This is a genomic window from Oceanobacillus sp. E9 (assembly GCF_001741975.1).
Taxonomy (GTDB): Bacteria; Bacillota; Bacilli; order Bacillales; family Amphibacillaceae; genus Oceanobacillus; species Oceanobacillus kimchii.
Map to the genome: position 1 here is coordinate 323428 of NZ_LSNA01000001.1, position 14901 is coordinate 338328.

15 protein-coding genes are annotated in these 14901 nt (G+C 37.5%); 5 read left to right on the forward strand and 10 right to left on the reverse strand.

The annotated features are described in order from the left end of the window. Positions 1-26 precede the first annotated feature (26 nt). Positions 27-665 carry a LysE family translocator gene (locus AQ616_RS01445; RefSeq protein ID WP_069684840.1) on the forward strand — a complete coding sequence of 213 codons (639 nt, stop codon included), beginning with the start codon at positions 27-29 and terminating at the stop codon, positions 663-665. 54 nt (positions 666-719) lie between these two features. Next, positions 720-1466, forward strand: coding sequence for a YqcI/YcgG family protein (locus AQ616_RS01450; RefSeq protein WP_069684841.1), 747 nt, complete (start codon positions 720-722; stop codon positions 1464-1466). A gap of 38 nt (positions 1467-1504) precedes the next feature. On the opposite strand, the gene AQ616_RS01455 is transcribed toward AQ616_RS01450, so the two are convergent. After that, positions 1505-2446: an arginine deiminase family protein gene (locus tag AQ616_RS01455; protein ID WP_017798431.1), complete on the reverse strand. Its 942-nt coding sequence runs from the start codon at positions 2444-2446 to the stop codon at positions 1505-1507. Between the two features lie 139 nt (positions 2447-2585). Between AQ616_RS01455 and AQ616_RS01460 the strand changes: the two genes are divergently transcribed. Beyond that, positions 2586-3254, forward strand: coding sequence for a spore coat protein (locus tag AQ616_RS01460; RefSeq protein WP_017798432.1), 669 nt, complete (start codon positions 2586-2588; stop codon positions 3252-3254). A 93-nt stretch (positions 3255-3347) separates the two neighbouring features. On the opposite strand, the gene AQ616_RS01465 is transcribed toward AQ616_RS01460, so the two are convergent. Continuing rightward, positions 3348-4481, reverse strand: coding sequence for a zinc-dependent alcohol dehydrogenase (locus AQ616_RS01465; RefSeq protein WP_026133841.1), 1134 nt, complete (start codon positions 4479-4481; stop codon positions 3348-3350). Between the two features lie 114 nt (positions 4482-4595). Here AQ616_RS01465 and AQ616_RS01470 point away from each other — a divergent pair, with 114 nt between their 5' ends. Together AQ616_RS01470 and AQ616_RS01475 are read left to right on the forward strand one after the other, a co-directional pair. Beyond that, entirely contained in the window at positions 4596-5174 is a 579-nt protein-coding gene (locus AQ616_RS01470; protein WP_240490451.1) for a PH domain-containing protein, read from the forward strand. Beyond that, positions 5174-6652, forward strand: a complete 1479-nt coding sequence (locus AQ616_RS01475; RefSeq protein WP_069684842.1) for a PH domain-containing protein — start codon at positions 5174-5176, stop codon at positions 6650-6652. Before AQ616_RS01470 ends, AQ616_RS01475 begins: the two co-directional genes overlap by 1 nt. A 295-nt stretch (positions 6653-6947) precedes the next feature. On the opposite strand, the gene AQ616_RS01480 is transcribed toward AQ616_RS01475, so the two are convergent. The 8 genes from AQ616_RS01480 to AQ616_RS01515 all read right to left on the reverse strand — a co-directional run bounded on the left by AQ616_RS01480 (position 6948) and on the right by AQ616_RS01515 (position 14891). Then, positions 6948-7655: a GntR family transcriptional regulator gene (locus AQ616_RS01480; protein ID WP_017798436.1), complete on the reverse strand. Its 708-nt coding sequence runs from the start codon at positions 7653-7655 to the stop codon at positions 6948-6950. A gap of 7 nt (positions 7656-7662) precedes the next feature. Further along, on the reverse strand, positions 7663-8676 hold the full coding sequence (locus AQ616_RS01485) for a sugar kinase (RefSeq protein WP_069684843.1): 1014 nt from the start codon (positions 8674-8676) through the stop codon (positions 7663-7665). Next, complete coding sequence (dagF, locus tag AQ616_RS01490; RefSeq protein WP_397351686.1) at positions 8666-9415, reverse strand: 2-dehydro-3-deoxy-phosphogluconate aldolase; 750 nt, start codon at positions 9413-9415, stop codon at positions 8666-8668. Before dagF ends, AQ616_RS01485 begins: the two co-directional genes overlap by 11 nt. Then, complete coding sequence (locus tag AQ616_RS01495) at positions 9408-10487, reverse strand: DgaE family pyridoxal phosphate-dependent ammonia lyase (RefSeq protein ID WP_017798439.1); 1080 nt, start codon at positions 10485-10487, stop codon at positions 9408-9410. The genes dagF and AQ616_RS01495 overlap by 8 nt, the downstream gene beginning before the upstream one ends. Next, positions 10462-11571, reverse strand: coding sequence for an amidohydrolase/deacetylase family metallohydrolase (locus AQ616_RS01500; RefSeq protein ID WP_017798440.1), 1110 nt, complete (start codon positions 11569-11571; stop codon positions 10462-10464). Before AQ616_RS01500 ends, AQ616_RS01495 begins: the two co-directional genes overlap by 26 nt. Positions 11572-11676: 105 nt before the next feature. Then, complete coding sequence (locus AQ616_RS01505; RefSeq protein ID WP_069684845.1) at positions 11677-13245, reverse strand: glycoside hydrolase family 3 protein; 1569 nt, start codon at positions 13243-13245, stop codon at positions 11677-11679. A 22-nt stretch (positions 13246-13267) separates the two neighbouring features. After that, positions 13268-13885, reverse strand: coding sequence for a YesL family protein (locus tag AQ616_RS01510; protein WP_017798442.1), 618 nt, complete (start codon positions 13883-13885; stop codon positions 13268-13270). 109 nt (positions 13886-13994) lie between these two features. Beyond that, positions 13995-14891 carry a carbohydrate ABC transporter permease gene (locus AQ616_RS01515; RefSeq protein ID WP_017798443.1) on the reverse strand — a complete coding sequence of 299 codons (897 nt, stop codon included), beginning with the start codon at positions 14889-14891 and terminating at the stop codon, positions 13995-13997. Positions 14892-14901 lie beyond the last annotated feature (10 nt).

The window sequence follows — 14901 nt, forward strand, 5'->3', positions numbered from 1 at the left end:
AAAATTAGGCATTGGAGGCATCACTTATGCAGACGTTCTTTAGCTATGTAATATTAGGTCTTTCTCTATCTATTCCGATTGGACCGATAAATGCAGCACAATTAGATAAAGGTATTCATCAAGGTTTTTTTCATTCCTGGCTCGTTGGAGTTGGTGGAATGTTTGCAGATGTGATTTTTATGTTACTAATTTATTTTGGTGTGGCTCCCTTCCTAACGACACCGTTTGTAAAAACATTTCTTTGGGTATTTGGATGTTTTATTTTACTTTATATTGGGATTGAATCTTTAACAAAAGCCAAATCTACGCTGAGTAACACATCAAACGTTGAATCCACATCAAAATTCAACTCATTTGGAACGGGATTTATCATAGCCATTTCTAATCCAATAAGTATTATTTTTTGGCTTGGGATTTATGGTTCCGTGTTAGCTAAAACCACTGAAACTTCAACTAATAGTCAATTACTCATATACAGTTCTGGTATTTTTCTCGGTATTATCTTGTGGGATATTTTTATGGCAAGTGTAGCGACAAGCTTTCGGAAATTCTTTCACAGTAAAGCTCTTTATTGGATTTCTATCATTGCAGGTATCGTGCTTATCGGTTTTGGAATATTTTTCGGATATGAGGCATTTAGAGCCATTCAATATATACTGTTTTAGGCATGCACCTAAATGACCTTCTCCTAATAAGCTATCTTTAGGAGGAGGATTTACATGAGCATACTTTTTGATAATGTAAAAATAGAACGACATTGGGAGTTACTTTCTCCTTGGAAACAAGATGCTTACCAATATTTTCAATTCATGATTGGTGAAAAAAACGACTATCCTTGTGTACCTGCACGACAAGGATTAAAGAACAATAGGTTACGATTTGGCTTTCTTGATGATGTTGACGATACGAAGATGTTGGCATCATCACTAAAAGAATATGGAGATATTTCTAAAGCTATCGGGCAATATACTTCTCTTGTTATGTTTCTCCATATGGATGAGACACAGGCAACGATGGAGAATTATCAAGATTTATTTTGGGATTTGTTGTCTGATGTAACGAACTACGATACATCTGATTGGCCAGTAAATATACCGGATAATCCAGAACATCATGAATGGGAGTTTTGCTTCGGCGGAGAACCCTATTTCGTTTTTTGTGCAACTCCTGTTCATCAGTTGCGAAAAAGTAGATATTTCCCCTATATGATGCTTGCTTTTCAACCTCGTCTTGTTTTTGATGAACTGAATGCTTCCACTGCATATGGTCGGAAAATGAAAAAGGTCATCCGCCAACGTTTACAAGCATTCGATTCTACATCGGTTCACCCTGAATTAAAATGGTATGGGAACACCGATAATCACGAATGGAAACAGTACTTCATTGGTGAAGATGACCATAGCTTAAGTAAATGTCCATTTACCCGTTTTAAACAAAGGATATCCAACCTTACGAAGATGAAATAATACGCCAATTCTTTCTCAATCCTAACTTACAAAGAAACCTATCCCTTACGCACAAGTGGAAGTGTCATACAACGAATTCCACCTCCGGCTTTTTCTAACTCGGAAACTTCAACTTCGATAAAATTTAACTTGTCTACTTGTGAATGTTGTTTTAATCGTTGTGTATGTGCCGCCTTGCTAATTAATATTGTCTCAGGGTTGAGATTAAGATAATTAATATCTGGCAATGAATCATACTGGTGTAGCCAATGTATATCAAAACCATGCCGCTTCAGGAACGTCTCCAACATCTCATACCGCGTGTTTGCTTCCATCGATACATGTACGGGAAAATGTCGCATGAATGCCTTGGCAATAAACACATCTTTTCCAGCGACATTCCCATTCATATCTAAATGCATCGTATCGGAGTTTCTTGGTAAATTAATCACAGCAATTTCTGAAAAACCACTAGAAAAGATAGTTTGTTTTATTTGGTCTACACTATCTAAACTTGTTCTCATCCCTGCATTGATAAGTACAGCATTTTTATTTAAGACCATAACATCTCCAAACTCTAATGCTTTTAATTCGTTGTTTTCTCTTATTTGAAACGAGTCTGGGAACCAATCTTGAAATAATATATGTGATTGCATATACTCTGGTTTTCTCATAAATGTACCTGCTTCACCGGGAATCATGGTTGTTCCAAATACACAAGCTAAATCACGCACAAAAACGCGATGAATTAATTGTTTACTTAATGCTTGGTCATTCTCCGATAAATACGAACTATACTCAATAACTTCGACCCCAGCTACTTCCAGAGCCTGCTTCATAATCTCAAATTCTTCAACTGCTTTTTTTACATGTACAGCACCGCTCCAACGTACTTCATCCAATACTTTTGGCTCGGAAATGGATACTTCTGCTGGACGGCAAAGGATAACAGCTTTTAATTCCTCATGCTCGGAGTAACTTACTGGGTGTATAGGCTTCATTGTTGATCTTCCTTTAATAAATAAGATGCCCTTAGCGTAACCATCCCTAAAAAAGAATATGTACGATGAACCATTCATGAAAAATAAAATGTTGGGGAAAGTAAAAACGATGTGACATTCATATTAAGGAGGAATATCTATGCAACCAATGAATCAAGGGCAAGGAAATTTAGGAAATCATCAACCAAATCAAATGAAACAGCCATCTAATCAAGCTGGGATGACAAAACCTGGGCAAAGTTTAAATCACGGCGGTCATGAGTTATTTGATGCCCATGAAGTCATTGCTGGTATCATTAGCATGCTTGACCAATATCAAATGTATGAACAACATATCCAAGACCCTGCACTAAAGGATATTTTGCAACGTCAAACAACATTTGTAACGAAAACCTATAATACGATTGTTGAATCTTTTCAAACAGGTCATGATCCTAAAGTACCCACACAAGAATACAAAATGCAACAATCCAATAATATTGTTTATGGTATTCAAGCTGGTAAACCTAAGAAACCGAATGCTTCGACCAGTGAATTATCGGATCAAGGCATCTCTGCCTATATGCTTGGAAATGCTAAATCATTAACATCCTTGCTCGCTATGACAGCAGTGGAGATGACCAACCCAGTATTACGTAGAGTAATCGCTGATACAGTACCGAATTTTATTGAACTTAGCTACGAGATTTTCTTATATCAAAATAAACACGCATATTATCAGGTTCCTCAATTAGCAGAGGAAGATATGATCAATATGTTAAATAGCTATACAACTGTACAACAAACGCCGAATAACCCGCTACACTAAATTAAATAAAGTACCCTGTAGAAGGTCTTTCATAAAGCACCGTAACTTTATCTCTAGCTATATGATTATCATTATACCGGGTACTTTTATTAATTATGGTCTCAAGACTACTTTAATACAGTCATCTTCATGATCATTAAATACTTGATATGCCTGAGCTGCTTCTTTTAAGGGCAGTCTTTGTGTAATGATTTCTGTTGGGTCCAACTCTTGATCGCTAACCTTCTTATATAGCTCCGGCATTAGATGAATAACTGGCGCTTGACCCATTTTTATTTGGATATTCCTCACCCAAAAAGCACCCAATGGGAATGCATTGTAATTTCCTCCATACACGCCCGTAAGATGAACCGTACCAAATTTACGTATGGCTTTCGTAGCTATCTGTATTGGGCCAAGCGTACCGCCTTGAAGTTTGAGTTTTTGTTCCACATATTCGACAGGGGACTTTTTCCCATCCATCCCAACACAATCAATTACGACATCAGCCCCGCCTTTCGTGATTTCTTTTAAGTGCTCTCCCATATCCGGGAACCTGGTAAATTGAAATGTTTCAACTTTGTTTTTCTCTTTCGCATGTTTCAAACGGTAGTCCAAATGATCTATCGCAATAACTCGTTCAGCACCCTCCATCCAAGCAAATTTTTGAGTCATTAACCCAACTGGACCGCTTCCTAGCACTATTACCGTATCTCCTTGTTTGACTCCTGCATTTCTCACACTCCAATACGCAGTAGGTAAAACATCAGAAAGAAATAAGAGGGATTCATCTTCTAATTCACATGACTCAGGGACTAAAAAAGGAGTGAAATTACCAAATGGCACACGTAAATATTCGGCTTGCCCACCTGGATAATTCCCAAATTTCTCTGAATAGCCAAAATAGCCACCAGAATCATAATGAGGATTAGAATGATCACATTGACTTTCCATTTCATGATGACAATAATGGCAGTGGCCACATGAAACATTAAATGGAATTACTACGCGATCGCCTTTTTTCACTTTCGTAACCTCTGCACCTACTTCTTCAACTATTCCCATTGGTTCATGCCCAATAATATATCCCTTTGGCAATGGGAAATGACCTTGATATAAATGAAGGTCTGACCCACATATTGCAGTTGATGTAATTTTTACAATGATATCATCGGGCTTTTCAATTGTCGGTGCAGTTACCTGCTTGATCTCTATCTTTTTTGGACCTTGATAAGTTACAGCTCTCATCATTATCAATACACCTCAGTACTTATTTAATTAGGTTTAGTATCCACTTTCTATTTTGGTTTATTCAGCTATAATAGACGAGAGAATGTGAAACTTATTGCTAAAGTATATCGTATGAATAAAGTGAAACATCATTTAGTGGGATATTACTGCCTGTTACAAGGGGATAATTTAGAAAGGAGATTGAAAATGCACAATCAAATAGAAGAACCAACAGAGAGAATATCTGAAAAAGCTATATTTGTTTGGCGTACGATGAACAGTATTATTTTATCAGTAGCATTTATTATATTAATTGCACTATTAATCGCACATACATATTTTTCTTGGTATGACTGGATAGCATATGTATTATGGGGGCTAATTGCGCTTAGTATACTTGATATTATCTGGTCCATCTATTTAGAACCTTATTTGCTGCAGAAATATTGGCGCTATCAAGTAGATGAGGACTTTGTACAATTTAAACATGGTCGATGGAAGCTTGTTCATATCGTCATTCCTATGACAAAAATTCAGTATGTCGGTTTGAAACAGGGACCGCTACTGCGTAAATATAATTTACATACCTTATCTATCGGAACGATGGCTTCTACACATGAAATTCCAGCTATTCCAGAAGGTACAGCTCGAGCGATACGAGACCAAATCGCTGAATTGGCAAATATTAATAATGAGGAAGGAGAGGAATGATGCAATCAAAACGCATGCATCCATTAATGATTGCTTCATCCATTTTACGTTCGATTAAAGATCTATTCTTTTTAATACTAATCTTTTTTGTAATTAATATAGGATCAACATCAACCTGGGTAGTGATCGGCAGATACCTTCTAATTACAATCTTTATATTACTTATTATAACCGCTATCGTAAGGTGGTTCCGAACTTCATATGAAGTAAAAGAAAAATCGATTGTTATCCGACAAGGTGCATTTGTAATTAAACAACGGTATTTACCTTTTGATCGAGTCCAAAATGTAAAGACGAATACACCCTTTTACTTTCGCTTTTTGCATGTAACCTCTTTAGTGCTTGAGACTGGTTCAGGAGGTGATGATGCTTCATTCACCTTCCCTGCTCTCCATTTAGCAGATGCAGAGAAAATAGAAAGTATTATCGACCGATACCGAAAAACCGATCATAAGATAGAACAAGTTGAAGAAGATCAAGCATTAACAGAGACATCACAAACCGAAAATGAACGCAACATTAAATCAGAGCAAAAACATTCTGAACGAAGAATTCACTTTATACCGACACGCAAAGATGTATTAAAAGCATCAATACTATCAGCAAGTTACATTGTATTAGTTCCCATTTTGTTATCGATTTTCCAACAGATTGATAGTGTTTATGATATCAGTACTTATCTCGAAGACGGTTACCAGTTCATATCTAACTCGTGGATGGTACTTGTCATTGCGATCACACTACTTATCTTAGCGTCTATTGCTTTTGGCGTTATACAAACATTTTTAAAGTATGGGAAGTATGAGATTGCTTCCGATGAAGAGCGAATTTATATTTCTCAAGGTGTGCTTAGTGAGAAGCATTTCTCCATCCGAAAAAAGAACGTTCAAGCCATTGAAATGCGCCAATCGATATTAAAACGCCTATTAGGAGTAACAAGCGTAAAATTAATTAGCGCTGGTGAAATGGAGCTTTCTGGGGACCCAGTTAATTCTCTATATCCATTCCTACCTACCAAAAGAGCGCTCTCTTTAGTAGAAGAATTACTGCCAGGTTTTGAAATTACGACAGAAATGGAACGAATGCCAACTTCATCGCTTGTGGCAAGAATGCTCCATATTCCATGGATATGGATTATCGCCACAGGAGTTATTCTATATTTCTTCCCACAGTGGTGGTGGACATCTATTGTTTTGCTTATTTTAACCATCATGGGACGTTATCTCGATTATCGATTTGCTAAATTTACGATTAATGGATCATTTATTCAATTACAAACTGGTGGTTGGGAAATCACTACGTTAGTTACCCAGCGTCATAAAGCGATTGAGTTTTCCGTGGAAGAAAATATCATTCAACGTCGCCTTGGGTTAATTACTCTTAAAACAAGCAATCGCGGTAAACCTGTGTATGTGAAGACCCTTGCTGACATTCCTGCACCAATGGCAAAAGAAGCCTATCATTGGTATAAACAGTAGTAGACTTCATAAAAATAGGTTCGAAAGATTTTCACATAAGTGCTAGGTTTAATTTAAAAAACGAACATTTTAGTAATATTTATATAATAATGTATGGGTTATATCAATAACTTGGCTTTGATTGTAATGGAAGACGGCGATTCCAGCAGGAATAGCACGAGCTGAAGATACACTTGAAAAGTGTTCTTCTTTTCAAGTTAGCTGAAGCCGTGCCTGCGGAAAGCGTCCGTCTTTAATGAACATCAAAACAGCTAACATTCGGATTTCACATAAAATATCTTATTATGAAATTGATTTACATATTAAAATTAACGATATATTTATGAAGCTCAGTATTATAATATGCAAACGAATACTCCACAAGCCGGTCTCTACTATCATATGAATAACGTTCACGTTGTAATAACGGTTGTTTCTCTACTTCCAGCAGTTCGGCAACATTTTGCTCAGGAACAGATACACCGAATTCATCTTTAAACCGATAAAATCGAACCCCTTGCTGATATAACATATCATAAAGGGAATTAACAAACACTTCCGGGTCTTTTGGAAGTGCAATATGTGCAGATATATAATGGCGAAAGTGAATATATGGTTTACCATTTAGTATATATAGGCGTTCAATACAATAGACTTCCTTACTGTTTAATTGATGTAGCGGCTCCGAAAGTTCTTCAACAACTGTTAAATCAATAAACTTCTTACGTAATTGATGACCTTCTCCAATTAAATATTCAGAAAAACGTTGTCCTTTCGATAATTTGGAAACCACCTGATTCGCCAAAACCGTTGTGCCGATACCACTTCTTTTCTCTACATAGCCTTCTTGAGCAAGCTGTTCTACTGCTTTACGAATCGTTATTTTGCTTACTTCAAACTCCCTCTCCAATTCTGGTTCAGACGGAATCAGAGCATTGACCTTATATTGTCCATTAATAATTCTTTCTTTCAAGATGTCTTTCACTTGAATATATAAAGAACCTTCCCTTAAATTTAATTTCATGATTGATCTACCTTTCTATATCGGGATCATGATTACTTACTAAAGCCCATACTTCTTTATCAGATGAAATTGGCGAATCACCATAAGTTGTATGTGCTAAAATTCCGGCAGCCATGGCAAATTGAATGATATCTTCTTTCGAGAATTGTTGACGTAATCCATGCATTATACCACTCGCAAATCCATCGCCTCCACCAATACGATCGAAAATTCGAAACACATAACGTTTAGAGAAATAAAAATTCGCATTTGTATATAAAAATCCTTCTATCTCATGCTTATTATCTTGTAATTGCTCTCTTATTGTACCGGCTATTGTTTGAATTCCATATTTCTCTGCTACTTTTGGTATAAGGTTTTGGATTTGTGACTTTCGCTCTACCTCATCCGTAGCGTAGCCTAAAACGTGTATAGCATCTTTTTCCGTCATAAAACATACATCACTTAACTGCAACATTTGTTGATAATCATTTCTCGCTCGTTGGATATTATTTTTCCAAAGTTTCGGCCGGAAATTACAATCAAATACTACTAAAATTCCACGTTCCTTTGCTTTTTCTGCGATAGAAAACATCGTATTTCTAGCATTCTCAGACACTGCTAATCCGATGCCGCAAAAGTGAACCATATCTGTATCTAGTAATATACGTTCCATCTGATAATCCGATGCTACTGCTTGGTGAAAGGCACTGATTTCTCTGTTGGTATATGTGACTACGGATGGACGCAAGTCGAAACCATCTTCTAAAAAGAACATCCCGATATGGTCGCCATCTCGACGAATGTCTTGCACTCCAACTCTTAACGATTGCAAATACGATAAAGCTGCTTCTCCAATATTATTATCAGGCAATGATGTTATGAGGCTCGTTTGGTTGCCATATTTTCCTAAAGCAGTAAGCACATTCACTCCTGTACCTGAAAAAGACATATCTAATGCGCGAGTTTGCTCCAACTTCTTGTTACCTGGAACATGTAGTCGCATCATTACCTCTCCAAATGCCTTCACTTTATTCGCCATACTGATCTCCTAATTGTTTTACAAAATGATAGATAGACTGTACATCCTCTAACTTCGTACGACCGGTAGACGCATCAATAATAGAAGAATAGACATGTGGAATAACTTTCTTCACACCTGCTCGGAGGGCAATTTCCATAATCTGCGAACTATTTTGTACATCTATACCCCCTGTTGGCTCTAAATAAAAGCCTTCTCTAGCACAAGCCTCAGCTACTGCTTCATACTCTTCTAAACGACTCGTTCCGCCCATCGGAAAAAACTTCAGTGAATTCCCGCCCATTTCTTTTGATAACTGGATCGCTGCTTCCACTTCCACAATGATTGGATCTTTATTCGTTGGACCTGTAGCAATATCGACAAAACCAGGTCGCCCCGTAGGTTTTACAAGGCTATTAATCATCGTTTGGGAATGGTTTACAGTAGCTCTTGTATATCCTACTTTTGGGAAAACTTGATTAATATGCCTCGGTTGATATTCACGACTAATATCTGCAACCATCTTCCATTGCTCTGGGTTCCCTCCACCTAAGCCGAGTGAAATGGCTCCATCTAGTTCTTTATCATATACTTTTATATCTTCTAACGCTTCATGTACACTATTATAATTGCTAGATAATAACCCAATGAGTACATGACCATCGGTTGCTTCATAGATTTCCTTAGCATTTGTTATATCGGCAGCTAATACATTTAAACAAATTCGACCGTTATAAAAGTTATGAGCCATCTCATCCACCTCCTATTAGGTTAGAAATTTTTTGTACAATAATATCCATATCTCCTGGCAATAATGGTCGAGGGTCAATATCAAAATGTCCTTCATTTGCGTGGTAATCCCTTGTGTAAATAGCAGGAATTCCGTCTTTTAATTGATTTACTAATGTTGAAGCATCCAAAGGGGCTTCTGCACCAATATGTACTCTCCCACGGTAAATTTCTCTTCCCGCTTCATCAGCCTCAATAGTTATCTTGATTCCGCTCCATTCGTTCAGTTGCTTTAGTTTATCTAAATCTGCTAATTGGTGCGATACATCCGTTTTTTCGGTGACAAATTGTTCTAATGCATGCAACAGTCCGAAGATAGCTTCTTTCCCTACTTTCATTGCTCTTCCGATTCCTTTCATGTGGAGAGTTGCATACTTTATAAGTTCAGTTTTCCCAGCTAATATGCCAGATGTAGGACCTTGAATCGCTTTGGAACCACTAAAGATTACAAGGTCTGCGAGCTCTCCATATCCAGTAATATCTTCTTCTGCCGCTGCATCAACTATAAGTGGAAGATTTTTTTGACGTGCCCATTCACTTACCTCTTGTAACGAAGGCATATTTTTTTGCACACAATGATGGGATTGTACAAAGAGAATTGCTGCTGTATTCTCCGATACTGACTGGTCGATTTGATCGATGCGACAGCCGTTCGCATACCCTATCCCTTTAGGTTTTCCACCGCCTACATGTATCATCACATCTACCGGAGCTCCATAATCTACTTGATGCCCCTTCATAATTAATATTTCTCGTTGAAGAAAAGCATCTTCATATAAGTGCTCAACAAGGTAGCGATCATCTTTTGATATAACCCCTGCTACTGCAAGGGATATCGCTGCGGATGCAGAATTTGTAATTAACGCATGTTCTGTATGTACATACTTCGCTACTTGTTGTCCGGATTCCTGCACTAGTTCTTCCATTTTAAAATAGTGTCTTCCTCCTCTAGCAATGCCTTCGAGCACATAATCAGACATCGTAGACACACCCAATATACTCATTCTTCCACTTGCATTAATCACTTTTTTCAAGTTCAACATAATTCCCTCCTATGATGACTGCTTCAGCATTAATAAGTGAATCTCCATGAATACTCGCACCGAATGAATCCGTTAATTTTTTTGATGTTTCTTTTACTGTGAAAAAAGTTAAGTCTGCAATCGATCCAGGTTGTAAGCTTCCTAATTCCGGTTTACTTAATATTTTTGCTGGTTTTATCGTAACCGCTTCGATGACCTCTTCTAAACTATATCCTAACGCTAAAAATTTACTTAATGTTGTTTCCATATTATAGACAGGTCCATTCTTTTGATTGTTTTGATAAATATCGGTTCCTAAACTATCAAAGTAGACTCCTTGTTGTTTCGCTTTTTGTGCAATTCTAAACGAAAAGCTCGAGCTTCCATGACCAACATCTAAATACACCCCTCTATCAATAGCATCTAATAATGAGGGCTCTACAGATCCATCTTCTCTAAAAATATGATTATTTTCTTTTTCATGATAACAGTGCGTTAGAATATCTCCTTTTTTCATATAACTTAATACTTTGCTTAATTCAGGCGGAGCTGTACCGACATGCACCATTAATGGCAGTGCTAATTTATTACGAAAAGTCTCAGCTATAATCAACGGTTGTATGCCATTCCCACAAACAACACTTGCACTCATTCGGGCTTTTAATCCAACTATAAATTGCGGATATTTCTCCACTGTTTGCTGAATCGCGTCAAATGATAGATTACCTAAATCTGAAAGTTCATCCTGACGCATCAGTCCGATTCGGGATATATTTAAAAAAGCGAAGACTCTCGTTTTTGCCGCTTGTGCAATTTGGTAGAATTCATCAACGTTATCTGCACCGCTGCTACCAGCATCTACAATCGTGGTTACACCTGTTTTGTAGCCAATTTGATCTGGTATCGCACAATACGGTTTATATTTTGGAAATGCATGTGTATGAAGGTCAATCCAACCTGGGGAAACATACATACCAGCTGCATCAAAAATTACATCACCTTGAACTGTAGTCGTTTCTGCTACTTCTACAATTCGCTGATTATCAATTACTATATCTACGGTTGCTCCATTTACTAGCGTTGCATTCTTTACAATTTGTACCATGGTATATACTCCTTCTCGAATAGCGCTGCAGCTAATTGATACTTCCCCCAAAATATTTTATCTATCTTGCATGTAACAGGCAGTAACCCCACACGGAATGAAGTTTCAATTTATTGTTACTGGTAGACCACCTAGAATGTCGCCTTTCCCGAACACAGCACTCGCAGCTACTTCCAATGCTGGGTAAGATACTTCATATGTACATATACATGCTTGAAGCTCCGGGAGTATAGCTACATCGTAAGGACTTTTCATTACGATTGCGATTACTGGAACATCATTTGCGGCAAGTATTTCTAAAAACAATTGTTGAACTGGATGTTGGGCTAAATATTGGACACCGAATATAACTGCATCGTACTGCTTCCAATGTTCTATTTGTTCATGTATATATTCTTCCGTCCAATCCTCTGTTAATGTTATATTTTTGGCATGTGGCTGATATGCACAAATTACATCATAAAGACGAATTGCTGCATGCGACGAATCCTCTGCTGCCGACTGTACAGCCGCTAATGGTGTGACTACTGCCATATCGCTACCACTATCAATCGGTATCAGCCCATGATTATAAACCATTGTCACACCTTGACGATAAGCTTCCTTAGCCAATTCACGATGGTCATTTCCTCCGACAAAAGAAGGTACACTTGCACTTGAATCTAAAACGGTATTATTCCAATTGATATATGTATCTTTAACACGCCTAATTCGTTTTACCGATGATAAAATAGATTTTCTGCTCAATTCCCCTGACTCTACTGCTAGTTTCACTTCTTTTAGAGCACCAATTTGCTTCTGCAACGTATGCGATACCATTGCTAGGTCCACACCTGCTTGTAACGCGGCAACGACTCCTTTCTCCGTACCAATTGTTTCCGAAATCGCATTCATTTCCATACAATCCGTCGTAATTAGCCCGGTATATCCTAATTTATCTCGAAGCAATCCCGTCATTACTTCTTTGGATAATGTAGCTGGTTTATCTTTTGCGGGTTCCAATGCAGGGAAATAGATATGTGCAGACATTATCACATCGGATTCCAAGCACTCTCGAAAAGGCCGTAACTCGATATCCTCTAACCTCCCTATATTATGGGGAATAACAGGTAAGGCTAAATGCGAATCCACTTTTGTATCACCATGACCAGGAAAGTGTTTGAGCGTCGTCACAACACCTGCATCTTGCATACCTTTCACCGCTGCTTTCGCTAAACGAGTGACACGTTCTGGTGATTCTCCGTAAGAACGAACACCAATAACTGGATTATCTGGATTTACATTCACATCAACTACTGGGGCCAAATTCCAATTAATCCCCAATGCTCTTAACTCTTTTCCGCTAGCATAACCTATCTGATATGCATTCTCTTCACTGTCACTTGCGCCAATCGTCATGCCTCCAGGAAATATTGTCGTTCCTTCTCCGAGACGTCGTACTGTACCATTTTCTTGATCAACACAAATGAGTAGTGGACGTTCACATCCTGCATCTCGTGCTTCTTTCTGCAAAGAAGCGGTTAGCGCAAGCACTTCATCAGGGCTTCCAATATTACGAGTAAAAAGAATAATGCCACCGATATGATAATTGTGGATAAGCTGTTTGATGGATTCGGGAATAACTTTACCATCAAAACCGATTACAAACAGTTCTCCTATTGTTTTTTCAATCATTTGCTACCACCTCTTTCTACATTTATTTATTCTGCACTTCATATTTTGCAAAAGTTTTCGAAACTCCCCACATTAAAATGTAGGCTGTTACACTTCCTCCAAACAAAAATAGTAATGCTGGTAAAGAATAAAAAGTAATAGATAACAGCAGACCAATTCCCACTAATAAAACCACCGTTAAAATAGGATGAATGATTCCTATAATAAATGGCCATTTGATATAGTCCATGGATTTTAAATTAAAGTGAACATAGATTGGAAAGAAAAAAGCAACTACCATGACATATAAAATTAAAATAACGACAACACTAAACTGAACCATCTGATAAATAAGACTTGTTTGTGTCCCAAGTATTTGGAATTCTATCGTTAGAAGGTATCCTATTGCCACTAGCAAAAGTCCTAACCCATTTGATTTTACAAATTCTTGACGAAATGTCTTCCAAAACAATGGAAAAATAGTAATATCCTGCTCACCCATATTCCATTTCCGAACCACTGCAAACATTGCTACGGTTGCTGGCATAAGACCAAATATTCCTAACCCTAATATAGTAAAAGCCACCCAGAGAATATTTAAATATGCAAAACGTGTTATCCAAACGGCTATTGTATAGTATCCTTGTGCAATACTCGTCATCTATCTCACCTCTCTACTCAAATCATTGGTAAACAGAGACAAAAGTAGCTATCAATTCTATTACAACCTCTAGTTTCACTTGCACTGTTCCACTTTTGCCTCCGTTTATTTATTCCTTCACCGAACCAATTAGAACTCCCTTTACAAAGAAACGTTGTAAAAATGGATATACAATTAATAATGGTAGTGCAGAAACAATGATTACTGCATATTTTACTAAGGAAGCTGTTTTTACTTGTTCTGCGAACGATTGTGCAGAACCAGCAGCATTGGAAATACTACTTGCATTTACTTCATTCAAGATTAAAATTTGCCGAAGTATCAGCTGTAATGGAAACTTATCTTCTGTTCGCAAATAAATTAATGCATTAAAGTACTGATTCCATAAAGCTACCCCATGAAAGAGTGCCATTACGGCAATAATTGGTAATGATAACGGTAGCACCACTTTAATAAATAAGTAAAAGTCACTTGCCCCATCAATTTTAGATGCTTCGACGAGTTGATCAGGTATTGTTTGTTGAAAGAATGTTCGAGCAACAAGAATCGACCAAGCTCCTACAACACCTGGGATCACTATCGCCCACATTGTATCGAGCATTTGCAAATTACGAACAACTAAGTACGTTGGGATAAGCCCTCCATTAAATAACATCGTGAATAAAATAAACCATAACCAAAGCTTCTTTCCCAATAATTCTTTACGGGACAAGGCATATGCTGCTGGCAATAAAACAAACAAGTGTACAAGCACACCAACGATCGTATATATAATCGTATTTTTATATCCCGTCCAAATCGCATCATTTTGGAAGACTCGTTGGAACCCATCAAAAGTAATATCCACCGGCCAAAGCCACATTTTCCCTGTGTTCACAGCTTGAGGATCGCTGATGGATGCGCTCAGCACAAAAATTAGTGGATAAATGATGATTATTGTAATGATCGATACAAAGAGTATATTTAACCGGTCAAAGGCTTTATCCGACAAACTAAATCTAGACATGTTGTATCCT